24 protein-coding genes are annotated in these 24,955 nt (G+C 69.6%); 14 read left to right on the forward strand and 10 right to left on the reverse strand.

The genetic code is table 11. From position 1 onward, the window contains the following. Nucleotides 1-48: 48 nt before the first annotated feature. Nucleotides 49-714, reverse strand: a complete 666-nt coding sequence (gene nucS / locus E1218_RS00860; RefSeq protein ID WP_132315137.1) for an endonuclease NucS — start codon at nt 712-714, stop codon at nt 49-51. Nucleotides 715-786: 72 nt separating this feature from the next. Between nucS and E1218_RS00865 the strand changes: the two genes are divergently transcribed. The 4 genes from E1218_RS00865 to E1218_RS00880 all read left to right on the forward strand — a co-directional run bounded on the left by E1218_RS00865 (nt 787) and on the right by E1218_RS00880 (nt 4,280). Then, complete coding sequence (locus E1218_RS00865; protein WP_132315139.1) at nt 787-1,110, forward strand: hypothetical protein; 324 nt, start codon at nt 787-789, stop codon at nt 1,108-1,110. 41 nt (nt 1,111-1,151) lie between these two features. Beyond that, entirely contained in the window at nt 1,152-1,988 is an 837-nt protein-coding gene (locus tag E1218_RS00870) for a class I SAM-dependent methyltransferase (protein WP_233711915.1), read from the forward strand. A 14-nt stretch (nt 1,989-2,002) separates the two neighbouring features. Beyond that, complete coding sequence (locus tag E1218_RS00875) at nt 2,003-2,437, forward strand: NUDIX domain-containing protein (RefSeq protein ID WP_165949069.1); 435 nt, start codon at nt 2,003-2,005, stop codon at nt 2,435-2,437. 64 nt (nt 2,438-2,501) lie between these two features. Further along, nucleotides 2,502-4,280 carry a 3-hydroxyacyl-CoA dehydrogenase family protein gene (locus E1218_RS00880; RefSeq protein ID WP_132315145.1) on the forward strand — a complete coding sequence of 593 codons (1,779 nt, stop codon included), beginning with the start codon at nt 2,502-2,504 and terminating at the stop codon, nt 4,278-4,280. On the opposite strand, the gene E1218_RS00885 is transcribed toward E1218_RS00880, so the two are convergent. Next, nucleotides 4,277-5,782: an Nramp family divalent metal transporter gene (locus tag E1218_RS00885; protein ID WP_165949070.1), complete on the reverse strand. Its 1,506-nt coding sequence runs from the start codon at nt 5,780-5,782 to the stop codon at nt 4,277-4,279. The genes E1218_RS00880 and E1218_RS00885 overlap by 4 nt on opposite strands. Before the next feature lie 252 nt (nt 5,783-6,034). Here E1218_RS00885 and E1218_RS00890 point away from each other — a divergent pair, with 252 nt between their 5' ends. Beyond that, nucleotides 6,035-7,036, forward strand: a complete 1,002-nt coding sequence (locus E1218_RS00890) for an aminoglycoside phosphotransferase/kinase family protein (RefSeq protein WP_132315147.1) — start codon at nt 6,035-6,037, stop codon at nt 7,034-7,036. Here the strand turns inward: E1218_RS00890 and E1218_RS00895 are convergent. Continuing rightward, the gene (locus E1218_RS00895; RefSeq protein ID WP_132315149.1) at nt 7,015-7,800 is read right to left on the reverse strand and encodes a phytanoyl-CoA dioxygenase family protein; all 786 of its coding nucleotides are present in this window, start codon (nt 7,798-7,800) and stop codon (nt 7,015-7,017) included. The genes E1218_RS00890 and E1218_RS00895 overlap by 22 nt on opposite strands. Before the next feature lie 50 nt (nt 7,801-7,850). Here E1218_RS00895 and E1218_RS00900 point away from each other — a divergent pair, with 50 nt between their 5' ends. After that, nucleotides 7,851-8,651: a helix-turn-helix domain-containing protein gene (locus E1218_RS00900; RefSeq protein ID WP_233711916.1), complete on the forward strand. Its 801-nt coding sequence runs from the start codon at nt 7,851-7,853 to the stop codon at nt 8,649-8,651. On the opposite strand, the gene E1218_RS00905 is transcribed toward E1218_RS00900, so the two are convergent. The 4 genes from E1218_RS00905 to E1218_RS00920 form a co-directional block, all read right to left on the reverse strand. Further along, a complete protein-coding gene (locus E1218_RS00905; protein ID WP_132315151.1) occupies nt 8,648-9,412 on the reverse strand; it encodes an alpha/beta fold hydrolase in 765 nt (254 codons plus the stop codon). The two genes, E1218_RS00900 and E1218_RS00905, sit on opposite strands and share 4 nt — an antisense overlap. Before the next feature lie 48 nt (nt 9,413-9,460). Continuing rightward, nucleotides 9,461-9,754, reverse strand: a complete 294-nt coding sequence (locus E1218_RS00910; RefSeq protein WP_132315153.1) for a hypothetical protein — start codon at nt 9,752-9,754, stop codon at nt 9,461-9,463. Between the two features lie 64 nt (nt 9,755-9,818). Then, entirely contained in the window at nt 9,819-11,210 is a 1,392-nt protein-coding gene (locus E1218_RS00915; RefSeq protein ID WP_132315155.1) for a M28 family metallopeptidase, read from the reverse strand. Between the two features lie 105 nt (nt 11,211-11,315). Further along, nucleotides 11,316-12,347, reverse strand: a complete 1,032-nt coding sequence (locus E1218_RS00920; protein WP_132315157.1) for a fatty acid desaturase family protein — start codon at nt 12,345-12,347, stop codon at nt 11,316-11,318. Nucleotides 12,348-12,535: 188 nt separating this feature from the next. On the opposite strand from E1218_RS00920, the gene E1218_RS00925 reads away from it, so the two are divergent. The 8 genes from E1218_RS00925 (at nt 12,536) to E1218_RS00960 (ending at nt 20,420) form a co-directional block, all read left to right on the forward strand. Further along, the gene (locus E1218_RS00925) at nt 12,536-13,825 is read left to right on the forward strand and encodes a sensor histidine kinase (RefSeq protein ID WP_132315159.1); all 1,290 of its coding nucleotides are present in this window, start codon (nt 12,536-12,538) and stop codon (nt 13,823-13,825) included. Further along, nucleotides 13,777-14,424 (forward strand): response regulator, encoded by a 648-nt coding sequence (locus tag E1218_RS00930; RefSeq protein ID WP_132315161.1) that lies wholly within the window; start codon nt 13,777-13,779, stop codon nt 14,422-14,424. Before E1218_RS00925 ends, E1218_RS00930 begins: the two co-directional genes overlap by 49 nt. A 150-nt stretch (nt 14,425-14,574) precedes the next feature. Further along, nucleotides 14,575-15,666, forward strand: coding sequence for an exo-beta-N-acetylmuramidase NamZ family protein (locus E1218_RS00935; protein ID WP_132315221.1), 1,092 nt, complete (start codon nt 14,575-14,577; stop codon nt 15,664-15,666). Beyond that, on the forward strand, nt 15,666-16,631 hold the full coding sequence (locus E1218_RS00940; RefSeq protein ID WP_202865696.1) for a GNAT family N-acetyltransferase: 966 nt from the start codon (nt 15,666-15,668) through the stop codon (nt 16,629-16,631). The genes E1218_RS00935 and E1218_RS00940 overlap by 1 nt, the downstream gene beginning before the upstream one ends. A gap of 1 nt (nt 16,632) precedes the next feature. Beyond that, nucleotides 16,633-17,907, forward strand: coding sequence for an ABC transporter substrate-binding protein (locus tag E1218_RS00945; RefSeq protein ID WP_132315163.1), 1,275 nt, complete (start codon nt 16,633-16,635; stop codon nt 17,905-17,907). Beyond that, complete coding sequence (locus E1218_RS00950) at nt 17,904-18,839, forward strand: carbohydrate ABC transporter permease (RefSeq protein WP_132315165.1); 936 nt, start codon at nt 17,904-17,906, stop codon at nt 18,837-18,839. The genes E1218_RS00945 and E1218_RS00950 overlap by 4 nt, the downstream gene beginning before the upstream one ends. Continuing rightward, entirely contained in the window at nt 18,836-19,705 is an 870-nt protein-coding gene (locus tag E1218_RS00955; protein WP_132315167.1) for a carbohydrate ABC transporter permease, read from the forward strand. The genes E1218_RS00950 and E1218_RS00955 overlap by 4 nt, the downstream gene beginning before the upstream one ends. 10 nt (nt 19,706-19,715) lie before the next feature. Further along, on the forward strand, nt 19,716-20,420 hold the full coding sequence (locus E1218_RS00960) for a PIG-L deacetylase family protein (protein ID WP_132315169.1): 705 nt from the start codon (nt 19,716-19,718) through the stop codon (nt 20,418-20,420). 148 nt (nt 20,421-20,568) lie between these two features. Here the strand turns inward: E1218_RS00960 and E1218_RS00965 are convergent, their stop codons facing one another. The 3 genes from E1218_RS00965 to E1218_RS00975 form a co-directional block, all read right to left on the reverse strand. After that, nucleotides 20,569-21,582 carry a PDDEXK family nuclease gene (locus E1218_RS00965; protein ID WP_132315171.1) on the reverse strand — a complete coding sequence of 338 codons (1,014 nt, stop codon included), beginning with the start codon at nt 21,580-21,582 and terminating at the stop codon, nt 20,569-20,571. 384 nt (nt 21,583-21,966) lie between these two features. Beyond that, nucleotides 21,967-23,340: an AI-2E family transporter gene (locus E1218_RS00970; protein ID WP_132315173.1), complete on the reverse strand. Its 1,374-nt coding sequence runs from the start codon at nt 23,338-23,340 to the stop codon at nt 21,967-21,969. After that, a complete protein-coding gene (locus tag E1218_RS00975) occupies nt 23,337-24,950 on the reverse strand; it encodes a coiled-coil domain-containing protein (protein ID WP_233711917.1) in 1,614 nt (537 codons plus the stop codon). The genes E1218_RS00970 and E1218_RS00975 overlap by 4 nt, the downstream gene beginning before the upstream one ends. Nucleotides 24,951-24,955 lie beyond the last annotated feature (5 nt).

Consider the following 24,955-nt stretch of genomic DNA (forward strand, 5'->3'; position numbering starts at 1 on the left):
GGCAAAGGATCTGCCCGAAATCGGGCAAAATAGTTGAGTTGTCAGCGGTCAGAACAGTCGGAGTACGTCGGATTCCATCCCGCGGAGGGCGTCGTAGTCGACCGTCAAGCACTCCAGCCCGCGGTCCGTGGCCAGCACCTTGGCCTGGGGCTTGATCAGCTGGGCGGCGAAGATACCGCGGACCGGGGCGAGCAGCGGGTCCCGGTTGAGGAGCTCGACGTACCGGGTCAGCTGCTCCACGCCGTCGATCTCGCCGCGGCGCTTGATCTCCACCGCGACGTGCCTGCCGTCCGCGTCCCGGCAGAGCAGGTCGACCGGCCCGATCGCGGTCGGGTACTCCCGCCGTACCAGGGTCCAGCCGTCGCCGAACGTGTGCACGTGCTCGGCCAGCAGTTCCTGCAGGTGCGCCTCGACGCCGTCCTTGATCAGCCCGGGGTCGATGCCCAGCTCGTACGCGGTGTCGCTGTGCACCTGGTCGATGGTGATCCGCAGTTCCTCGCCGGCCTTGTTGGTGACGCTCCAGACGCCGGTGTCGACGTCCTCGGTCAGCTTGCACGGCGGCGACATCCAGTTCAGCGGCTTGTACGAGCCGCCGTCGGCGTGAATCAGTACGGAGCCGTCCGCCTTCACCATCAGCAACCGCGGCGCCATCGGCAGATGAGCCGTCAGCCGGCCGGAGTAGTCCACGGAACAGGTAGCGATCACCAAGCGCACGAGAAAGCACCGTAGTCCACAACCGCCGCAGAACCTACGCCACCCGGCCGCCGGAGTGGCAGTCTGGTGTGCATGATCCCGAAGCCCAGCGAGCAGGCGGTCGCCGCGTACGACGCGGTCGCGGCCGGACTGGAGTCGTCCGGCGTGGTCCGGGGCAGCATGTTCGGCATGCCCTGCCTGAAGATCGGGAAGAAGGTGGTCGCCGGGATGTTCGGCGACGCGATGACCTTCAAGCTGCCGCCGGAGCCACGGGAGGAGGCGCTCGGGCTGCCCGGTGTGGAGCCGTTCGATCCCGGCATGGGTCGTCCGATGAAGGCATGGGTGCTGATCCCGCTGGCCCAGTCCGCGGTCTGGCCGGACTATGCCGCCGAGGCGCTGGAGTACGTGCGCGGATGAACCTCATGTGTCCCGCGCGCATCCTCCTCCTGCCTGGGGATGTGGTCGATCACGAGGTCGGAGAGCGGATCGCGCAGGTGTACGCCGGTCCGTTCGAGGCGGCCGCCGGGACGCGGCTGGCGCATCGGCTCGGCGTACGGCTGACCGTCGTGCCGGAGCTGGTACGGCGGCCTCACGACGAGCTGCAGGCGATCGCGGACCTGCATCGCGGCGAGACTGTGGTCGTGCTCGGGGTCGATCTCGGGCTGCGGCTGCCGGCCGTCGTCGAGCACACCGGCGACGGGTGGACCCGGGTGCCGACGGACAACGAGGTGACACTGGCGTCGTACGAGCAGGCCGCCGAGAAGTTCCGGGACTCGATCCCCACCGAACCCAACGCACTGCTCATCGACCTGCTTGCCGGCGCGGTCGGCGCCGGCGCGGGCGTGCTCGAACTCGGCAGCGGCACCGGCCGGGACGCACTCGAGTTGGAGCGGCGAGGTTTCGTCGTCCGGCGGACCGACGCCGCCCAGGCCTTCGTCGAGATGATGCGTGCCGACGGGTACGACGCCGACCGGCTGAACGCGCTCGCCGACGACTTCGGCGGCCCGTACGACGCGGTCTTGGCCGACGCGGTGTTCGTGCACTTCGGCCGCGCCGAGCTCATCCAGGTATTGCGCAAGGCCGCGAGGGCCGCGCCCGTTCTCGCCTTCACCGCCCGTGAGGGCAAGGGCGAGGAGTGGTCCGACCGCCATCTCGATCTCCCACGCCACTTCGTCCTCTGGCAGGAGGAACCGCTGCGCGAGCTGCTCACAGCCACCGGCTGGGCCGTCGAGCGGCTCGAGCGGGGCGAGACGCGCATCGGCCCGTGGTTCCACGTCCAGGCCCGCCGCACGTGATGCGAGCGGGGATCGTGCTGCTGACGGAGGACGGCGTCGCCGCGATCGAGCGGGTGCGGGACGGGTCGACCTACCACCTCCTGCCCGGCGGCCAGGTCGAGGACGGCGAGAGCCCGGAGGAGGCGGCGCGGCGCGAGGCCTTCGAGGAGCTGGGGGTGCTGGTGAAGATCCGCGGTCTGGTGGCGGTGGTCCATTTCGACCTGCGCACTCAGCAGTACTTCCTGGCCGAGCCGATCGGTGGCGAGTTCGGCACCGGGAACGGCCCGGAGATGACGAGTTCCGCGGAGTCGGCGGCCGGGAGCTATCGCGCGGTCCGGCTGCCGGTCGGGGAGCTCGTCGGGCGGGAGCTCAAGCCGAAACCGATCGCTGCGGCGCTGGCCCAGGCGCCGGATCCGGGGTGGCTGCTCGACGAATGGCTGGAGTCGCCGGTGGTGTTCGAGGAGGTGTGAGGTTGGCCTCGCGGGTGACTCAGCTCATGGGCGGACCACAGGGCGGACTGGCATAGTTCGGACCATGGCTCGGGAACTGCAGACGGTGGGTGTGGTCGGTCTCGGCACGATGGGCGCCGGGATCGCGGAGGTGTTCGCGCGCAATGGGCTGACCGTGGTCGGCGTCGAGCGCGACGAGGTGGCGGCCGAGCGCGGCCGCGGGCACATCCAGCACTCGACCGACCGGGCGGTGAAGCGCGGCAAGCTGTCCGTCGAGGAGCAGCAGGCGCTGTTCGACCGGGTCACCTTCGCCACCGAGCTGGAGGCGCTGGCCGACTGCGACCTGGTGATCGAGGCCGTCGTCGAGCGGCTCGAGCTGAAGCGCGAGGTGTTCTCCGCGCTGGATAAGATCGTCCGCGAGGACGCGATCCTGGCGACCAACACCTCGTCGTTGTCGGTGACCGAGATCTCGGTCGCCACCGAGCGCCCGCGGCGCGTCGTCGGCATGCACTTCTTCAACCCGGCGCCGGTGCAGGAGTTCGTCGAGGTGATCAAGACCGTCGTCACCGAGCCGCACGTGGTGGAGGACGTGCAGGAGCTCGCACGCCGGCTGCACAAGGTCCCCGTGGTCGCCGCCGACCGGGCCGGCTTCATCGCCAACGCACTGCTCTTCGGTTATCTCAACCACGCCGTCTCGATGGTGGAGTCGCGGTACGCCACCCGTGAGGACGTCGACGCGGCGATGCGGCTCGGCTGCGGCTACCCGATGGGCCCGCTCGCTCTGCTCGACCTGATCGGTCTCGACACGGCGTACGAAATCCTCGACACGATGTACAAGCAGGGCCGCAACCGGCTGCACGCGCCGGCCCCGATCCTCAAGCAGATGGTCACCGCCGGGCTCCTCGGCCGCAAGACCGGCCGCGGCTTCTACACCTACGAGGCCCCGGACTCGCCGGTCGTGGTCGACGACGAGCACACCCCGTCGACGTCGGGCGGCGCACCCGCGGTCCGTTCGGTCCGGCAGGTCGGCGTCGTCGGCTCCGGCACGATGGCCGTCGGCATCATCGAGGTCTGCGCCAAGGCCGGGTACGACGTCGTCTACGTTGCCCGCGGCACCGAGAAGGTCGACCGCGTCCGGGCGGCCCTGGAACGCTCGCTGGAGAAGGGCGTCCAGCGCGGAAAGCTGTCGTCGGAGGAGCGGGACGCGGCGCTGCGCCGGATCACCGGTACGGCGAAACTCGACGACCTGTCCGAGGCCGACCTGGTGGTCGAGGCGGTGGTCGAGGAGCTGAGCGTCAAGCAGGCACTGTTCGAGACGTTCGACGAGATCTGCAAGCCGGGCGCGATCCTGGCCACCACGACGTCGTCGCTGCCGGTCATCGACCTGGCGATGGCGACCAAGCGGCCCAGCGACGTGGTCGGGCTGCACTTCTTCAACCCGGCGCCGGTGATGAAGCTGGTGGAGGTCGTCAGCACCGTCAGCACCGCACCCGAGGTGGCCGACACGGTCGCCGCCCTGGCCGTTGCCGCTGGCAAGCACCCGGTGCGCTGCGGCGACCGGGCCGGATTCATCGTGAACGCGCTGCTGTTCCCGTACCTGAACGACGCGGTCCGGATGCTCGAGGCGCATTACTCGAACGTCGACGACATCGACGCCGCGATGAAGCTCGGTTGCCGCCTGCCGATGGGGCCGTTCGAGCTGCTGGACGTGGTCGGCCTGGACGTCTCGCTGGCGATCCAGCGCACTCTCTACCTGGAGTTCCGCGAGCCCGGCTTCGCCCCGGCGCCGCTGCTCGAGCACCTGGTCACCGCCGGCTACCTCGGCCGCAAGACCGGCCGCGGCTTCCGCGACTACACCGCCTAGAACGTCACCAGCGGGTCGCCGATGAAGTCCGCGATGAAGTTGACGAAGAAGAACCCGAAGAACAGGAAGTTCAGCACCAGGATGAGGTAGTGCCACGGGCGCGGCCGGGCCGGCCTGGGCAGCTTACTGTTCAGGTACATCAGCAGGAACGGGTAGATCAGGGCACCCAGGTTGGACATGTTCGCCGACCATTGGACCAGGCCGACCGGTAGGGCCAGGTGGATGATGATCGAGATCACCACCAGCAGCAGGATCATGAACGGGTAGTAGAACTTCCGCGGATCACCCTCGATCCGCGCCCGCAGCCTGGAACTGCTCGCGTGCGAGGCGTCCGTGGTGACCCGGACCATCGCCTCGAAGATGCCGAGCTGGGTGCTGAACAGAATCATCACCCCCATCAGCAGCACGAGGTAGAAGACGAAGCTGCCGTACTCGCCCTGCAGCACCTCGGCGACGAACGTCGGCACGTTGGCCTGCGTCGGGTTCTCGCCGCTGATCTCGACGGCCCGCGTCATCAGGATCGTCGGCAGCAGCATGCCGAGCATCGCGCCGATGAAGAAGACCCCCCACATGTCGGTGAGCAGCAGCCGGTACCAGCGTTTCCACAGGCCGCGGTTCTTCTCGTCGTCGGGGAACGTGACGCCGCTGGCGAGCACCTGCTTCCGCTCGCCGCGCATGCCGGACAGGTAGCCGGCCCGGTGTCCCATGCCGTAGCCCTTGTCCCGGTAGTGCCCGAGGACGTACCAGTTCAGCCCCGAGGCGAGCGCGGTGAAGCCGGCCAGCGCACCGAGCTGCGTCGCGGAGATGCCCGCAGGCGGTGCGGCCGGGGTGAAGAAGCCGCTGATGCCGTCCCACCAGATCCGGCCCGGGACGAGGGCGATGTCGATGACCAGCAGCGCCAGCAGGATCGTGCTGATCAGCGCCCAGTTCGCCAGCTCCAGTGCCCGGCTGATGCGGCGGGCCGCCGCGGTGATCGCGAACACCAGGACCAGCAGCAGGATCGCGTAGATCCTGGGTTCCTCGGCATCGGCGCTGGCGGGGATCCGGCCGTGCACCAGGGCGTACACACCCTGCCCGGCCGAGGCGGCCCAACCTCCCGCGATGAACGCGAAGATGACCAGGAACACCGACACCGGTATCCAGAAGAACCAGCCCGGCGGTACCCGGCCCCAGCCGACCACGGGAACCTCACCGGTGGCGACGACGTACCGGGCGCACTCGACGTTGTAGAACGTTTGCAGCAAGGCGGACACGGTGATGATCCAGCCGACGCCGACGAAGCCGTACTGGCCCACATTCAGCGGGCCGAGCAGCCATTCGCCACTGCCGATGGAGATCCCGAGGGCGATCAGGCTCGGCCCGACGGCGAACTGGACCAGTTCCCGGGCACCGAGTCGTTTGACCTTGAAGACTTCCTCCGGTGTCGGCAGGTCCTGCACCGCGAGATCAGGACGGCTGACGCCGAGTGGGTAGCTGTGCTCCGACTGAGTGATCTCGGCCACTGTCCTTCTCCTCTGGCCATCGGACGGGGCGAACGTCCTGTACGACCTGATGGTCACGCGCAGCACCGGTGTTGACAAGCCTTCACCCCACCTGGCCTCCGGCGGGGCGGCGAAAAGCCTCTGACTCACCCCCACCGAGGCGCTCAGCGGTTGCCAAGCGCAACCGACGCCGCCCCAGCAGGGAGGCCCCGGCTTCGGGATTCCGCTGAAACCTGTCTTCGATCGCACGGCGGTCGGCCTAGGCTCGGCCGGGTGGACAGAAGTGCGCCTGAGCCGATGGCGCTGCAGCCCGATGCCGATGGGCAGTGGGTACGGCGATGGACCGGTGACGACTGGTTCGCCGAAGCCGATGGGTGGGTGCGGGAGCGCTTGGCCGCCGCCGGAACGGTGGTGTCCGGTGCGCCGGTGCCGTACAAGATCCGCTTCTGGGCGGCCGTCTGGTGCTATCCGACTGACCACGGGCTGTTCTGGTTCAAGGAGAACAACCCCGGCCAGGCGTTCGAGGCCGCTCTGGTGGGCGCGATGGCCCAGGCCTTGCCGCAGCACGTGGTCGCACCGCTCGCGATCGATCCGGAGCGTGGCTGGCTGCTGACCGCCGACCAAGGATTGACGCTCGCCGACCAGGGGGAGACCGACTGGCGTCGGCTCGTCATCGAATACGCCGAGTTCCAGCGCGACACCATTGCGGTGCGAGACGCCTTGCTCGCCGGCGGATTGACCTCACTCGAGCCGTCACGCCTGCCCGATGCCGTGCAGCGGATCGCCGACTGGTTCACGGATCTCGCGGACGACCACCCGCTCCGTCCCGACCCGGCGACCCTTTCCGGCGTACGGCGTGCCGTCGACGCCATGTCGGAGGTGGGCAAGCGGCTGCCGGGCGTCGTACCGATGGCTCTGGATCAGAACGATCTGCACGCGCGGAACGTCTTCCGGCCGGATCCGGAGGGTCCGTTCCGGTTCTTCGACTTCGGTGACGCGGTCTGGGGGCACCCGTTCGCCACCCTGGCCACTGTGCGCGAGGACGTCGACGAGTCGATTGTCACGGAGTACCTGGAACAGTGGTCGGACCTCGCGCCGCTCGACGTCCTGCGGCAGGAGCTCGAGCTCGCCGAGCCCCTGCACGCAGTCCATCGGATGGTGTCCTGGCACCGGTTGCTCGAGCACGCGGACGAGATCGAGTGCGCGGCCTGGACCGAGCACATCGAGCACTGGTTGCGCGAGCTTGTCCGGACCTACGGCTCCGCGTCGGCGTAATCGCCGCACGGGCCGCCGCCGATCGCTTCGGTCAGCGTGGTCGGCCGGCGGTCGGGGCGCACCAGCGGGTTGTAGAAGGCTGCGATCTCGGTGCTGGCCTCGGGGACGTAGTGGAAGATCAGCGAACGGCGGAAGCGGTCGGCCGACGTGTTCGGGCGGGATCCGTGGACGACGCTGCCGTGGAAGAACAGCACGTCACCGGCCTTCATCCGGGTCTGGACCTTGCGCAGGCCGTCGGGTACCGGGACCTCGGCGTTGGTGAACGACTCGGTCAGGTCGGCGGGCTCCGGGCAGACCAGCTCGGTCCGGTGCGATCCCGGGACGACCGCGAGGCCGCCGTTGTCCGCGTCCACGTCGTCGACGGCGATCCAGGCCGCCAGGCAGGTCTCGGGGTCGGCGCGCAGGAACGTGTTGTCCTGGTGCAGCGCCTGCCCGCGCGCACCCGGCGGCTTGAAGTAGAACATCGACTGCGCTCCCAGCGCGGGCCCGATGAGCGCGGTGACGACATCGAGGATCCGGCTGTCCAGCATCAACTCCAGTGACCGTCGCCCGGCCTCGACGTCGGTCCGCCGGTGCGGGTGCACGAACCGCGGATAGCGGGCCAGCGGGTCGTCGTCCGGGACGCCGTCGTCGATCGCCAGCGAGTGGTCGGCCGCGACCTGGTTCATGAAAACCTCTCTGATCTGCGCGATCTCGGCCTCGTCGAGCAACTGCGGGACCTGGACGACACCCTCCCGCTGATAGATCTCTGCAAGCGCTGTCATGGTTCCAGGATCGGTGCCCGGAGCCGCGCCGAGCGATACCCTATCGAGCTGTGAACCTTCGAGATCCTGCTACTCCGGACTCGCCGATCCCGGTCGTCCGGCGGCTGCTCACCGGTGAGTTCGACGAAGGACCGGAGTACGAGACCTATCGCCGCCGGGGGACGACGGACTGGCTGCTCGTGCACACGCTGGACGGTGGCGGCCGGTTCGCGGACGTCGGCGCCGATCCCGGCACGGTCACCCTGGTCCGGCCGGACACCCCGCACGACTACCGCACCCGCGGCCGGCGCTGGCACTTCCTCTACGCGCACTTCCACCCGAAACCGGACTGGTCACCGCTGCTCGACTGGCCGGAAGTTGCCCCAGGCATCCTTCAGCTGCGGCCGGCGGCACCGGCCGCCGGGCGGATCGCCGGTCACCTGCGCGATGCCGTCCGGCACCAGCGCAGCGTGCTGCCGCAGGGTGAGCAGCTGAGCGCGAACGCCCTCGAGGCGGCGCTGCTGTGGTGCGACACCCAGAACCCCAAGGCGGTCCGGATCGACGACCGCCTGCTGCGCGTGATCGAGCTGATCGACCAGGACCTCAAGGCCAGGCTCGACCTGCCGAAGCTGGCCCGCGCGGTCAACCTGTCGGTGTCCCGGTTCGCGCACCTGTTCCGCGAGCAACTCGGCGTCAGCCCGGCCCAGTTCGTCGAACGACGCCGCCTCGACGCCGCCTGCCGGCTGCTCGAGCTCACCACCCGCCCGATCGCCTCGGTCGCGGCCGAGGTCGGCTATCCCGACCCGCTCTACTTCTCCACCCGCTTCCGCCACCACACCGGCCAGAGCCCGACCGCGTACCGGCGAGCCTAGGCCAGGAACGGCGTGAGGACGGCGAGGAAGTCGTCGAGGCGTTCGGCGTGCACCCAATGGCCGGCCTCGGGAACCTCGGCGTACCGCACCTGCGGGAAGTACGACGCGATCGTGGCGCGGTGGTCCTGCTGGACGTAGTCGGACTTGCCGCCGTAGATGAACAGCGTCGGGCCGTCGTAGCGCGCGCCCGCGGGAGCCGGCCAGCCGGAGATCGCCGGCAGCGCGGCCTCGATCACTGGGAGGTTCGGGCGCCAGCGGGCACCCTGGTCGTCGAGGATCAGGTTCTGCAGGAGGAACGCGCGCGTACCGGGGGACTGGACCGCCCCGGCCAGTTGCGCGTCCACGTCGGCGCGGCGCTGGACGTTGCTCAGGTCCGCGGTCCGCATCGCGCGGGCGTACTCGACGAACGCCGGCCGATAGCCGACCGGCGCCGCGTCGACGACCACCAGCCGCTCGACCACCTCGGGGTGCCCGAGGGCCGTGAGCATCGCGGTCTTGCCGCCCATCGAGTGGCCGACGAGCGCGACCGGGCCGGCGCCGAGCGACTCGATCGTCTCCCGGACGTCGCCGGCCATCTCCGGGTAGGTCATCGACCCGGTGTGCGGCGACGTGCCGTGGTTGCGCAGGTCGAACGCGAACACTCGGTGGTCGCCGGACAGCCGCCGGGCGGCGGTCATCCAGTTCCGGCCGGAGCCGAACAGACCGTGCAGGACCACGACCGGCGTACCGCTGTCGCCGTACGACGTGACCGGAAGCTTCATGGAACCTCTTTCGCGGGTGCAGCGTGCAATCGGCAGGCGGTGAGGGGGTCAGCGGCGGCGTTGCCAGCAGGCGGTGTGCCAGTGGCGTCGCTCGTCGAGGGACTGGGCGCCGCCGATCGCGGCGAGCAGGCTGGGGTTCTCCGGCCAGACCACGACGTGCGGGGTGGCCGGCGGGATCAGCTGGTCGCAGCCGGGGCAGCGGTAGGGCTTGCTGGAGGCGGAGCCGGACACACGGCGGACGATCCACTCGCCGTCGGACCTCTCCTCCCGGGCCTGGGTACCGCCGAGCAGCGGTCGCTCCGATGAGGACCGCTGCCACTTGGAAGGTCTCCGGCGCGACATAGCCCTTCAAGGCTAGCCGTGTGGGGCAGGTCACCTGAGGGTGCCTGCCCCACCCGGCTCCGGGTCAGCTGCGCGCGACGGCGTACGCCGCGGTGCCGATCAGCTCCATCGAGACCTGCAGGCGCTCGAGGCTGACGTTCTTCGCGATGGTGTCCTCGGGCGAGTGGTACGGCGGCTCCAGGAACGCCGGCGAGATCTCACCCCGCCAGGAGAAGTTGGCCGACGCGATGCCGGCCTCCTGGAAGGACTGGTGGTCCGACGCACCGCGCTGCACCGGACCGACCATCTGCGGGTCGTACCCGAGCCGCACACCGGCTGCCCGGACGGCGTCGGTCGCGGTGTTGGCGAGGCCGGTGAACGACAGCAGCCAGTACGTGATCGCCGGGTCCCAGCTGGTCGCCACCATGTCGTTCTGGAACACGGCCGCGTGCCGGTCCCGCTGCGTCTGGTCCAGCTGCGCGACGTGGTAGCGCGAACCGATCAGGCCCTGCTCCTCCGAACCCCAGAGCGCGAAGCGCAGTGTCGCCTTGGTCGGGATCCGGCTGAACACCCGGGCCAGCTCCATCGTCAGCACGGTGCCCGAGCCGTCGTCGTTGGCCCCCGGCGCGCCGATGACCGAGTCGTAGTGACCGCACACCACCACGATCGGCGAGTCCGGGCCGCCCTGGCCGCGGCGCTCGCCGATCACGTTGTTCGAGATCAGGCCGCGGTGCGACGTCGTACTGATCCGCAGCGGCAGCGAGTTCACCACCGCCAGCGCCTCGCGGATCAGCCGCTTCTGCACCTGGGCGACGCCGACCACCGGGATCGGCGCGTTGGTGAGCCCGCCCGGCTGGAACGCCGACGCCCGGCGCGGGAAGACCAGGTCGGCCGGCAGCAGGATGACCCCGACGGCTCCGCGCGCCGCGGCTTCCGCGACCAGCGCCGGCCGCGCGGCGGAGGTGTCGTCGGCGATCACGATCGCACCGGCGACGTCGGCCGGCCAGACGGGCGCGGTCGCCGGCCCGACGTCCCGGACCGGACCTTCGACGGTGACGTCCAGCTTGCCGCCGGGCGCCGCGCCCGCCTGCCAGCACAGGTCGTTCGGCAGGATGTCCCGGACGTCCTCGATCTGGGCGGTGAACTTGTCCGCCACCGGGAACGGCTCCAGCCGGGTGTGGTAGCCGTACCGGTCGAGCTGGCCGGCGATGTAGTCGGCCGCGCGCTTCTCGCTCCTGGTCCCGCCGATCCGCGGGCCGATGTGCTCGGACAGCACCCGCAGGTGCTGCAGCGCCCGGTCCGAGGAGAGCCCGGACACGATCTGCCGGTCGTACCTGTCGAGCTTCGGGCGGTGCGCGGCGCCCGGACGCTGGTCGTCCGTGGCCCAGGCGGGAGCAGTGGGCAGAGCAGTGGCGGCGGTGACCCCGGCGACGGCTCCGAGCAGGCCGCGACGACTCAAACCGGATCTGTCGGTCATGCAGGTCTCCTCACAAGGTGGCGGCCCCGAGAGCAGAGACCGTAACCGATGCATCACCGGGGGCGCTGCACCTCGTGAGAATTTTCCTGAGCAGTAGGGAAATCCCTACTGCTGGGCGCGAAGCTCGCTGCCGACGTCGTGCATGTGCTTCAGGCCCATCCGGTACGACTCGACCAGGCCGGTGCTCAGGTAGGGCATGCCGATGCGTTCGCAGTACGACCGGACGATCGGCTGGGCGAAGCGCAGGTTGGCCCGCGGCATGCTCGGGAAGAGGTGGTGCTCGATCTGGTAGTTCAGGCCGCCCATCATCCAGTCGGTGACCAGGCCGCCGTTCACGTTGCGGGAGGTGAGCACCTGCTTCTCCAGGTGACCCCAGTTGGTGGTGTCGTCGGGCATCTCCATGCCCTTGTGGTTCGGCGCGAACACGCTGCCGAGGTGCAGACCGAAGACCATGTGGTGGATCAGCGCGAACAGCACGGCCTGGCCCGGCGACATGATCACGAACAGCGCAGCGAAGTACAGCACCAGGTGGGCGGCCATCAGCCCGAGCTCCAGCTGGGCCTCGCGGCGCGGGCGGCCGAGCAGGAAGCGGATGCTGGAGACCTTCAGGTTGAAGCCCTCGAGGGTGAGCAGCGGAAAGAAGATCCGCGCCTGGTTGCGGCTGAGCCAGCCGTGCAGGCCGGTGCGGCCCTCGGCCTGTTCCATCGTCCAGACCAGCACGCCCTCGCCGACGTCCGGGTCCTTGTCGGTGTGGTTCGGGTTCGCGTGGTGGCGGTTGTGCTTGTCGTTCCACCAGCCGTAGCTCATCCCGAGCAGCAGGTTGCCGTGCACCAGGCCGATCCAGTCGTGCAGCCGGCGCGAGCCGGCGATCTGCTGGTGACCGGCGTCGTGGCCGAAGAACGCGGCCCGCGTGGTCAGGATGCCGAGCGGGATCGCCAGCAACAGCGCCCACCACGAGCTGCCGAGGATCGCGACCCCGGCCCAGGTCGCGGCCATCAGGGCGACGTTGATCCCGATCGCCATCGTGTAAGCCGCGGTCCGCCGCTCCAGCAGCCCGGCCGACTTGATCTCGCGGAGGAGGGGCGCGAAGTCGCTGCCTTTGGTCGCAGCGGAGCGGGTAGCGGTGGGCTGAGCCATTCAGGTCCTCGTCTCAAAGCGGTGGGGGCCTAGGCGTACAGCCACGGCCAGCGTACGGCATCGAGTCTCATCGCCCTAACGGTCGAAAACATGAGTACCAATACCCGAACTCGATGGGGTCACAGTGCCCCCGCGAGAGTGGAGCTAACACCACTGAGACCGGATTCACCCTCGGTCATGATGGAGCCATGAACACCACCCAGGCACCGCCGATGCGGTACCCCAGGCTCGCGCAGCCGTGGATCGCGCTGTTCCTGGCCGTGCTGGCCGAGCTCGGGATCGCCTTCTTCGTGCTGAACGTGGTCTCGGTCCCGCTGATCGCGGTCTGGGTCGGCATCCCGATGCTGCTCGCGTTCGTCCCGGCCACCCGCTGGTTCGCGAACTGCCACCGGACGATGCTGGCCGGCTTCACCGGCGAGCCGATCCCGCGCCCGTACAAGAAGCCGCCGATGCCCGGCCTCCTGATGTGGCTGCGGACGACGCTGACCGATCCGGCTACCTGGCGTGACGTGGTCTGGCTGATCGTGAACGCGACCATCGGGTTCACCCTGAACCTGCTGTCCGCAGTGCTCTTCCTGGCGACGCTGTTCTACCTGGTCTACCCGCTGCTGGTCGGCGTCACCCCGGAGGGTGTGTTCACCGAGCCGTTCGGCGGGCTGGTCACGGTCAACTTCTGGACCAGCTTCCTGGTGATGCCGGTCGCGCTGGTCGCGTTCATGATCTGGATGGCGGCCGGTGAGCGGCTGCTGAAGGCGAACGCGTTCATGGCCCGCTCCCTGCTCGGCCCGACCGAGAGCGCCAAGCTGGCCCTGCGGGTCCGCGAGCTGGCCGAGTCCCGCGCCGAGACCGTCGACACCCAGGCGGCCGAACTGCGCCGGATCGAGCGCGACCTGCACGACGGCGCCCAGGCCCGGCTGGCCGCGCTCAGCATGAACCTGGGCATGGCCGAGGAAATGGTCGACCGGGACCCGGCGCAGGCGGCGGCTCTGCTGACCGAGGCCCGCCAGTCCGCGAGTACGGCGCTGTCCGAGCTGCGTGACCTGGTTCGTGGCATCCACCCGCCGGTGCTCGCCGACCGCGGGCTCGAGGGTGCGGTGAAGGCGCTCGCGCTGTCCTGCCCGTTCAAGGTCGACGTCACCTTCGACGTCCCCGGCCGGCCGGCCGCGCCGGTCGAGTCGGCGGCGTACTTCGCGGTGGCCGAGGCGCTCGCGAACGCGGTGAAGTACTCGGCCGCGACGAACGCCTGGATCCAGATCACCCACGAGGACGACAAGCTGCACCTGATCGTCGGCGACGACGGCGTCGGCGGTGCGGTGATCAGGCCCGGTGGCGGTCTGTACGGCATCGAACGGCGGCTGGCCGCCTTCGACGGTACGTTGACCGTGGTCAGCCCGACGGCCGGGCCGACCACCGTGATCATGGAGCTGCCTTGCGAGTCCTCATCGCTGAAGACCACGCCCTCCTCCGGGACGGCCTGATCCGCCTGCTGGAGGCGCACGACTTCGAGGTGGTCGAGGCGGTCGACAACGGTCCGCGGCTGGTGCCCGCGCTGGTGGATCACCGGCCGGACGTGGCCGTGGTCGACGTACGGCTGCCGCCGACGTTCACCGACGAGGGCCTGAAGGCCGCGATCGAGGCCCGCCGCCAGATCCCCGGACTGCCGGTCCTGGTGCTGTCGCAGTACGTCGAGCAACTGTACGCCCGCGAGCTGCTCACCGGAGGCGGCGGCGCGGTCGGGTATCTGCTGAAGGACCGGGTCTCGAACGTCGCCGACTTCCTGGACTCGGTCCGCCGGGTGGCCGGCGGCGGAACCGCGATGGACCCGGACGTGATCGGCCAGCTGCTCGCCCGCAACACCCGGGACGAGCCGATCGGCCGCCTCACCCCACGCGAGGCCGAGGTCCTCGGCCTGATGGCCGAAGGTCGCTCGAACGCCGCGATCGCGAACGCGCTGTTCGTCACCGAGAAGGCGGTCAGCAAGCACACGAACAGCATCTTCGCCAAGCTCGACCTGCCCCCGTCGGAAGACGACAACCGCCGGGTGATGGCAGTGCTGACGTACCTGTCCTCCCGCTGACGCAACCGGGCACCGAGCTCACCGCATCGCCGGAGTCTGCACGGAAATGTTTGGGTAAACGCTTGTCGGTAATCCATTGACCTTCACCTGAGTGACTCGGTAAGTTTTCTACCCAGTCCTGCATGATCCACGATCTAGGTGGTGGTGGCGATGGCGGTCCGGACCGGAGCGGAGCGTCTGGCCGGCGAGCCGGGACTGGCGGGCACCGGACGCCTCGGACTGATCACGAACTTCACCGGCGTCCTGCCGGACCTGCGGCCGACCGCCGTCGCGCTTCTCGGAGCCGGTCTTCGGCTGACTGCGCTGTTCGGCCCCGAGCACGGTCTGCGCGGCACCGCCCAGGCCGGCGCCAGCGAGGCCGCGGGCATCGATGCCGACACCGGCCTGCCGGTTCTCGACACCTACGAGCGGCAGGGTGCCGCCCTGGACGAGCTGTTCGGCGACGTCGACGTGCTGCTGTTCGACATCCAGGACGTCGGGACGCGGTTCTACACCTACATCTGGACGATGTACGACTGCCTGCAGGCGGCCGAGCGGCTCGGGAAGCGCTTCGTCGTCCTCGACCGGCCGAACCCGCTCGGCGGCCTGCGGGTCGAAGGACCGCTGCTGCAGCCCGGGTTCGAAAGCTTCGTCGGCCGTGCGCCGATCCCGCTCCGTCACGGCCTGACCGTCGGCGAGCTGGCCCTGCGGCTGGGCGCGGCCGAGGTCGTCACCATGGAGGGCTGGACGCGCGACTCCTTCGGGACGGGCGGGGTCTGGGTGCCGCCGTCACCGAACATGCCGACGCTCGACACCGCGCTCGTCTACCCCGGGACCGGTCTGTTCGAGGGCACCAACCTCAGCGAGGGCCGAGGGACCACGCGTCCCTTCGAGACCATCGGGGCACCGTTCCTCGACGACCGGTTCGTCCCGGCGCTGCGGGACTTCGAGCTGCCCGGGGTCGTCTTCCGCCGTACCTGGTTCGAACCGGTCTTCGGCAAGTACGCCGGCGAGGCGGTGCCCGGCGTCCAGTTGCACGTCGTCGACCGGACGACGTACGAGCCGGTGCGGACCGCGCTGGAGCTGCTGCACGTGCTGCGTCAGCTGTACCCGGACGACCTCCGCCTGCTGCCGTCGCTCGACAGGCTGTGGGGCTCGGACTCGTTGCGCAAGGCTCTCGAGGCCGGTGACGACCCGCTGACCTTGTTGCCTGTGGCAACTCTCGACTGGGCCGGGCCGCTGCTCTACGAGAGGACCGGGTGATGATCCGACCGTTCGAGGTGGGTGACGGGCCGGCGCTGGCCGAGGCGTGGACGGCGGCCGCGCCGGCGGATCCGATCGGCTACCAGCGCTTCCGCGACCTGATCCTGCTCGACCGGAACTTCGATCCCGCCGGGCTGCAGGTCGCCCTCGACGGCGACCGGGTGGTGGGCGCGGCGTACGCCGTACGACGCCTGATCGCGGCATCCGGTGACGACCTCGAACCGGCCGCGGGGTGGCTCCCGTTCTTCTTCGTGCATCCGGACCACCGCCGCCGCGGTCTCGGCCGCGCGCTGCTGACCGCCACGCTGGACTGGCTCCGTGCCGAAGGACGCTCGGTCGCGTACTTCTCGTCGTACACGCCGAACTACGTCCTGCCCGGGCTGGACGCCGCCCGCTACCCGGAGGCGTCCCGGTTGCTCACGTCGCTCGGCTTCGGGCGGCAGTACGACGCGGTCGCGATGGATCGGAGCCTGGTCGGGTACGAGCTCCCGGCCGAGGTCCGTGCGCAGCTCGCCGGACTGGTTGCCGAGGGCTACAGTTTCGGTACGCCGACCGGGGACGAGGTGACCGCGCTGATCGCGATCGCCGGATCCGAGTTCAACCCGGACTGGGCCCGGGCGATCCGCGAAGCCGTGGTCGCCGGGATGCCGCTGGACCGGATCGTGCTGGCGCGAAACCCGGACGGCCGGGTGCTCGGTTGGGCGATGCACGGGACGTACGAAGGCGTGATCGACCGCTTCGGTCCCTTCGGCGTACTGACGGCTTCCCGCGGCACCGGGCTCGGCAAGGTGCTGCTGCACCTGACGCTGGAACGGATGGCCGGGCTCGGCGCGCACAGCGCCTGGTTCCTCTGGACCGGCGAGCAGTCCGCCGCCGGCCGGCTGTATCTCAAGACCGGGTTCACCATCACCCGCACGTTCACCATCCTCCGGGCACCACTGGGACCGGACCGACGGAAGGACTGACATGCTCAAGAGAGGCGTACGGCTGGCCGTCGTCCTGGGGCTCTTGGCAACGGGCGCGGCCTGCTCAGGAGGCGAGGGTTCGGGAGACGGTGGCAAGGTACAGCTCACGCTGCTGAGTCACTACGGGTCCGACCCCGCCAAGGGCGGCCTGGACAAGATGATCGCGCAGTGGAACCAGGAGAACCCGGACGTCCAGGTGAAGTCCGAGGTGGTCAAGTTCGACGACCTGCTCACCACCTTGACCGTCCGCCAGACCGGCGGCCGGGGCGCCGACATCGTCAGCGCCTACGGGCTCTGGGGCGGGCAGTTGCAGAAGGCGAACGTGCTGGCGAAGGTGCCGGACGACCTCGCCAAGAGCATCAAGTCGAGCTACAGCCCGGCCGCGCTCGGCGCGGTCACCACCGGGGACACGCTGCTCGGCTACCCGACCGAGCTGAACACCTACGTGCTCTTCTACAACAAGAAGATCCTCGCCGCGGCCGGCGTGACCAAGCCGCCGGCCACCTGGGACGAGCTCCAGGACGTCGCGCGGAAGGTCGTCAAGCGCGACGCCAAGGGCAACATCCAGGTCGAGGGACTCAGCCTGATCCAGGACGGCGACAACAAGTCGGTGCATCCGTTCCTGTCGCTGCTCGACGCTGCCGGCGGCTCTTTCCTCGGTCCGGACGGTACGGCGCAGTTCGACGACCCGCAGGGCAAGGCGGCGCTGAAACTCGAGGCCGACCTGGCCGGGGTGAAGGCGAGCAACACCTCGGTGTCGCCGACCAAGCAGTTCCGCAGCGGGGGAGTCGCGATGGCGATCCAGGCCGGCTGGTGGGTCGGCAGCCTGAAGACGCAGATGGCGGCCAAGTACGCGTCCGACGTCGGCGTGGCACCGATCCCGGGGCCGACCGCCGGCAGCAAGGGATCGCTCGCGTACGGGTTCTTCATGGGCGTGAACGAACGCAGCAAGCACGCGGACGAGGCGTGGAAGTTCCTGACCTGGCTGAACGAGCACAAGGCCGACAGCGGTGTCACCGGGATGGGCCGGTACCTGGCCGGCATGGGCCTGATCCCGCCGCGGACCTCCGACCTGGCGACGCTGAGGAAGTCGCTGGACGACCCGAACCTGGTGCCGATCTACGACGCCGCGTCGTACGCGATGCCGGAGCCCAACCAGCCGGGCGCCTACGAAGCGAAGACCGCACTGCACAACGCGATCATGACTGTGCTGGCCGACGGCAAGAGCCCGGACGAGGCGCTGGCCCAGGCCGCCAAGGCCGTCAAGCCGCAATGACGACCGCGATCCGGGTCGGCGCGCTCCGGGCACCGGCCGCCCGCGCCTCGGGCCTCCACCGGGAGGGCCGGGCGGCGTACCTGTTCCTGGCGCCGTCGCTGCTGTTCTTCTGCATCTTCCTGATCCTGCCGTTCCTCTTCGCGATCGCGCTCGCCTTCTCGGACTGGGGCGGGTTCGACCTCGGCACGATCGAGTGGGCCGGGTTCGCCAACTTCAGCGAGGTGCTGAGCCTCGACGGCGCGTTCGTGCGGCCGATCCTGGTGAACACCTTGATGTTCGCCTTCGGATCGGTGCTGCTGGCAACGGTCGGCTCGGTGCTGGTGGCGCACTGCATCGAGCAGCTGCACTTCCAGGGGTTCTGGCGGGTGCTCTACTTCCTGCCGGTGGTCGCGACCGTGGTGGCGATCGGCAACGTGTGGAAGATGATGTACCAGCCGGCCGGGTTGATCAACGGCGTGCTGAACAAGCTCGGGGTGAACAGCATCGGGTTCCTGTCCGACGCGTCGTACGCGCTGCCGTCGGTGACCGTCGTGCACGCGTGGGCCTCGATCGGCGGCGCCGTACTGATCCTGACCGCCGGTCTCAAGGCGATCCCGCTGATGTACTACGAGGCGGCGGCCGTCGACGGGGCGTCGCCGGGGCGGATGTTCTGGCAGATCACGCTGCCGCTGCTGCGGCCGTCGCTGCTGTTCGTGCTGATCACCCAGTTCATCGGCGGTCTGCAGTCGTTCGCCCTGATCATCGTGATGACCGGTGACGGCGGGCCGGTCAACGCGACCAACGTCGCCGCCTTCGAGATGTACCAGCAGGCGTTCAAGTTCGGCGCCTGGGGGACGGCGAGCGCGATGGCGATGGTGCTGTTCGTCGTCATCTTCGCGATCACGCTGCTGCAGCTGTGGATCGCCCGGCGGCGCGGAGAGGAAACGTCATGAGACGGCGGTTCCCGTGGTTCTCGTACCTGGTGGTGGTCATCGGCGGCGTCGCGATGGTGATGCCGTTCCTCGACATGGTGATGAGCTCGTTCAAGGGCGCGGGGGAGTACGGGGTCATCCCGTACGAGTTCCTGCCGGAGTCGTTCAGCCTGGACAACTACCGGGACGCGTTCTCCCAGCTCGAGCTCGGCCGGCTGTTCCGCAACAGCGTGATCGTCACCGTCAGCGTGACGATCAGTGTGCTGGTCACGTCGTCGATGGCCGGTTACGCACTGGCGAAACTGCGCTTCCGCGGCCGGGCGGTGATCTTCCGGTTCATCCTGGCCACGATGATGCTGCCGCCGTTCCTGCTGCTCATCCCGGTCTTCCTGATCATGCTCAACTGGCCGCTGGCCGGCGGCAACGACCTCCTCGGCCGTGGTGGCGACGGCGGTCTCACCACCAGCCTGCTCGCGCTGATCCTGCCGTTCACCGTCAGCGGGTTCGGCATCTTCCTGATGCGCCAGTTCATGGTGTCGTTGCCGGACGAGATGCTCGAGGCGGCCAGGATCGACGGCGCCAACCAGTGGCAGACCTGGCGGCTGATCGTCCTCCCGCAGACGAAGCCGGTCGCGATCACCCTCGGCCTGATCACCTTCATCGGGATGTGGAACGAGTACATCTGGACGCTGCTGATCTCGTCCTCCGAGCCGTCCCTGCAGACCCTGCCGGTCGGCATCCAGCTCCTGCAGAGCTTCCTCGACCCCGACCGGACGATGCCCATCGTGATGGCCGGCCTGGTCGTCAGCACGCTGCCCGTGCTGGTCGTGTTCCTGCTGTTCCAGAAGTACTACGTGCGAGGCGTCGTACTGAGTGGCCTGAAGTGAGGAGTTGCTTGTGACCAGAACAGTGCTCGCCGTCGGAGCGCACATCGGCGACATGGACCTGACCGCCGGACCGACCCTGGCCAAACTGGTGCTGGAAGGCGCCGACGCCACGATCGTCGCGCTGACCCCGGGCGAACGCGGCCACCCGCGGCTGCCGCCGTCGGAGTACAAGAAGCAGAAGATCGCCGAGGGCGAGGCGTTCGCGACCGCCATCGGTGCCGACTTCATCGTTCTCGACCACAGCGACGGCTTCCTGCCCGACACCGACGACGTCGCCGCGGAACTCGCCGCGGTCATCCGGGAGAAGCAGCCGGACACGCTGATCACCCACTGGAAGCACAGCATCCACCGCGACCACGAACACGCCGCGAGCCTGACCGAACGCGCCCGCTTCCTGGCCGGCCTCCCGATGGAGCCCGCGGACGGCGTCGACGGACCGCGGCACTCGGTCCGCTCGGTCCTGCACGCCGAGAACTGGGAGGACATGGAAGGCTTCCACCCCTCCCTGTACGTCCCCATCCCGGACGAGGCCTTCTACCGCTGGGTCTCCGCCATCCGCCACCAGGCCTTCGCCCGCGGCGAAACCTACGGCTTCCGCTACATCGACTACTACACGGCCCTCATGACCACCCGGGGCTGCCTGGCCGGCTACCCCCGGGCCTGCGCCTTCCACACCAAGGGAACCCCCGAGATCACCAAACTCGCCGGCCCCTAGCCGGTCCCACGACCTCCCGTAACGACCCCACGCGGCATCCGATGCTGGCCGGAGCAGGCATCGACTCACCGCAGCCAGCGGCGGCCCGATCGGCCTGGGGATCCAGGTTGCCAAGTCCCAGCTCGGCTAACTGCCGCGCATCCGGCGGTCAGGCTCGGCTGTCTCTGGCTTCGGTGTAAGCCTCGCGCAGTATTGCCAGGAGGTCGTCGTCATAGGCGACCTTGATGTAGTTGCCTCTGCCGATCTCGTTCGGAGCCATCGAATCCAGTTTGGCGAGCGTGGTGGGCGCTTCCTGTTCGAACACAGTGCGGTACGGCGAGATGTACGGGCCCTTGTCATTCCAGATCGAAATCATGCCGCGCGTCTGACCGGGCAGCCGTGGATTGAGTACCCATCGGACCTTGCCGATCGAGGTATAGAGCGTCGCAAGCTGATCGCGCTCCAGTTCGCGCGCCCACTCCAACAGGCGGCGCAGGACCGCCTGCTGCCCGGCAGGCGCGCTCGCGATGGTCTCGGCGAATGCGTCCGAGCCCCGAACTATCTCGGTCGCCGGCGCCGGTTTACTCGTACCGGCTAGCTCCGCCGTCAGCTGTGACCGGTCCGGTTCGATCAACTGCGGGACGAGAATGCGTTGGCCGGAAACCTCGTACGCGGTCACGACAACCAGATCGAGCTCCAACCGGTCACTCGTCATGTCCTGCAGATACCCGACGAGGTCGACCAGATCGTCCGGCGCCTCGTCGAGCACGATCACCGCCCGCAGACGTCCTTCGGTCAACGCATCATCGAACAGAGTCTGGAACCTCTCCTCGTCAAAGCTCGGATCCGCCTCGGCGGCCGACTTGGCTGCGTTGGCGATTGAGCCGTAGCCGCGCTCATCGAGGTAGCTGCGCAGTATCGTGTTCAGCCCGTTGGCGTCGAGACGGCGCAGATATGCGGCGTACCCGAGCACCTGCGTCAGCGACTTCCGGCGGTCGGTGTTCGACGCGAGCTTGATCTCGATCACGACCGGTCGTCCGGTCTCGACCTCCACCGCGAGCAGGTCTGCGCGCTCCCGCCCGCAGTTGACCTCTCGGCCGACCACCGCGAGCCGAGGCGAGCCGGCCAGGGGCAGCATGGCCGGTGTGTCCTCGATCAGTCCATGCAAGTCCGCTTCACTCACGAAACCGATTGCAGCCAGTGGGCGCCAGCGCCCCTCTCCGCCCTGGCTCCAAACACCCGCCATACGTTCCTCCCTAAGCCGTCGGCGCCCTCAGGCTAAATGAGCGGTCCGTCGGTCCCAAGTGTCGTAGCCGATCATTCGGGTTGAGCACCGTTGGGTCTCGCGGTACTGCGTTTGCAGGTGATCGTCGAGGCACGTTGACGTCATGCGGCTGGAACTGTCCACCGGTCGGTTGAAGTGAGGCGCTGCACGGGAGGCGGTTGATGGCGGGCAATGAGGCCCGCAGATGAGCGGCGGCAGCCGCCCGCGGCGGGTGGGTGGAGCGGGCGTCCGGTACGCGACGTAGGAGCGGGGTAGCGGACGCGTGGGCGGTCCACGCACCTCCTACGACGCGTCGGCCTTGCGGACCCAGACTTCTCGGATGATGAGGAGGATGGCGGCGGCGGAGGGGATGGCCAGGAGGGCGCCGACCACGCCGAGCAGGGCGCCGCCGAGGAGGGCGGCGATGACGGTGACCGCGCCGGGGATGTCCACGGCCCGGCGCATGATGCGCGGAGCGATGACGTAGTTCTCGATCTGCTGGTAGACGATGCCGTACGCCAGGCAGGCGACGCCGGTCCACAGGCCCATGGTGAAGCCGATGAGGGCGACGACGACGACGCCGATCAGGCCGCCGACCATCGGGATGAAGGCGGTGAACATGACCACGATCGCCAGCGCCAGGGCGTACTCCCGCAGCCCGACGATCTGCAGGAACACGAACATGAAGAAGCCGGCGCAGGCCGCGACCAGGAACTGGCCGCTGACGTAGCCGCCGACCCGGCTGAGGACCTCGTCGCCGAGGATCGAGACCCGGGGACGGCGGCTGGCCGGGACCAGGCTGTACGCCGCCCGCTTCACCGACGGCAGCGACGCCAGGAAGTACAGCGTCAGGATGAGGATCGTGAACGCGGAGAACAACGCGTTCGCCACCACCCGGCTGACGCCGAGGATGCCGCCGAACGCGCGCTGTGCGAGCGCCGGGTCCTGGACGTAGTCCTGGGCCTTCTGGATGAACTGGTAGCGCTCGTTGAGCTCGTTGAGCGTCCGCGACTTCGTCAGCAGGTCGAGCCAGTCGGGCGCGTTCCTGATCAGGCTGTTGATCTGGTCGGTGACGACGGGGACGATCGCGAACCCGACGCCGGCCACCGCGAGGATCATCAGCAGGAAGACGACGCCGACGGACAGCCCGCGCTTCAGGCCGCGGCGCATGAACCACTCGACCAGCGGGTTCAGGCCGACCGCGATGAACATCGAGACCAGCAGCAGGATCAGGACCGAGCGGGCCTGGCCGAGCGCGTTCCACAGCCCCCAGGCGACGAGTACGCCGAGGGCCGCGAAGAAACCGAACATGAACGGGTTCGACCGCCGCAGCGGCGGACCCGGCAGCCCCATGCCGGTGTCGGGGTGCCGCTCGTCGATCAGTAGTTCGCCGGCCAGGTTCTCGTCCTGGGCGGCAACGGTCAGGGCCGAGCGGCCGGCCTTGCGCGCGGCGACCTCCGCGTCGTCCGCCGAGTCGTCGGCCTGGTCGGCCGCGGAGTCGGCGTCCCCGGCCGAGTCGTCGGCCTCCGCGGCGGAGCGCTCGGCGGACTGTGCCGATGTCTCGGCCTGCTCGGCGGCGGCTGCGGCCTCCGCGGCGGCGGCCCGGGCCTCGCGGGCGGCTTCGGCGAGGTCCTGCCCGGGCGTCGCTGTGGAGTTTTCGTCGCCGGGTGGCGTCACATCTTGTCCTTCGGGGATCGCGAGCCGGCAGCGGCCTCGTCCGGCTTCTCGTCGTCGGCGGGCTCCTTGCCGGCTTTGGTGGCCACGGCGTCCGGAACCGCCTGCACCCGAGTCTCCTCGTCGGCGAGGTCACTCAGCCGGAACTCGTCGATCCTGGTCGAGTCGGCCGGCTCGTCGTCGGTTTCCACGGGACCGCCGGCGGTCTTGCTCGCCAGCTCGCCGGCGTCCTTGGCGTCCACCCGCAGGCCGGTGTCGATCCGGGTCTCGTCCACGCGCGCCTCACCCGCGCCGGCGCCGACGAACGGGCTGGCCCCGGTGAACGGGCCGTCGTCGTCCTCGTCCTCGTCGTACGACGAGTCGTCCTTGGCCTTCGGCGCGAACGGGCTGTCCGCCGCCGGTACGGCGTCCCGCGGCGCGAACGGACTGCCCGCCGGCGCCACCGTCTCGGCCGGCGGCGCGAACGCCGCAGCCACGGGCTCGGCCGCCGCCGCTGCCGCCGGCGCCGCCGGGGGAGGCGTCTGCGGCCGGGCGAACGGGTTCACGTACGCCGGCGCCGCCGTCTCGGAGTCGAGCTCCGCGGCCTGCCGGGCGATGTTGCTGGCGATCTCGTTCAGCCCGGCGATCTGGGTGAGGATGCCGTCGCGGCGCTTGGCCAGCCGCTCGGTCTCGCGGGCGACGATCGTGCGCGACCGCTCGGCCTCGTCGGCGGCGCTGGCCAGCTCGGCCTCGGAGCGGGTCCGCGCGGTGGCCAGCAGCTGCTCGGCCTCGCGGCGTGCGCGGCTGAGGGTCCGCTCGGCCGACTCCTCAGCCCCGGCGCGGATCTTGCGGGCCTGCTCGGTCGCCTCGGCGACCCGCCGCTCGGAGGCCTCGGCGGCCTCGCGCATCTGGGTGGTCAAATTCTCGGTGTCGGCCGCGATCTGCTGGTGCTTGTCGGCCAGCTCCTTGGCCTGCTGCTCGCGCTCGTCGGCGAGCCGGGCCCGGAGGGCGGCGGACTCGCGCTGGATCGCGGTCCGGATCTTCTCGGCCTCGTGCAGCGCGCCGTTCTTCAGCGTGCTGGCCTGGGACTCAGCGGTCAGCATCAGCTGCTCGGCCTTGCGCCGGGCGGTCTGCAGCACCTCGGCGGCCTCGGTCTCCGCGGTCCGGCGGATCTCGGCGGCGTCGCCCTCGGCCGTCCGGCGCAGGCTGTCGGCCTCGGTCAGCGCGACCGAGCGGATGTCCTCGGCCTCCCGCTCACCGGTCGCCCGGGCCGCGGCCGCCTCCTTGGCCGCGGTGGCCCGCAGCTCGTCCGCCTCCCGGCGAGCCTCCTCAAGAGCCTCGGACGCCTGGTCCTGGGCGAGCCGGAGGATTTGCGCCGCGCGATCGCCGAGACCGGCGTACGACGGGTTGGCGCTGGCCTCGAGCTGCCGCCGGGTCTCCTCGAGCTGACGCTGCAGGGGAGCAACGCCGCCCTGGAGCTCGTCGGCCCGGTTCCGTGCCTCGACGAGTTGCATCTCCAGCGCGCGGACGTAGTCGTCCACCGCCTGCTTGTCGTACCCACGGCGACTGACCGGGAATCCCCCGGCCGCGGTCGCCGTACGGTCGAAGAACGGCAGGCTCGACTCGTCAGGCATTTCCC

This window comes from Kribbella turkmenica (assembly GCF_004348725.1).
Classification (GTDB): domain Bacteria; phylum Actinomycetota; class Actinomycetes; order Propionibacteriales; family Kribbellaceae; genus Kribbella; species Kribbella turkmenica.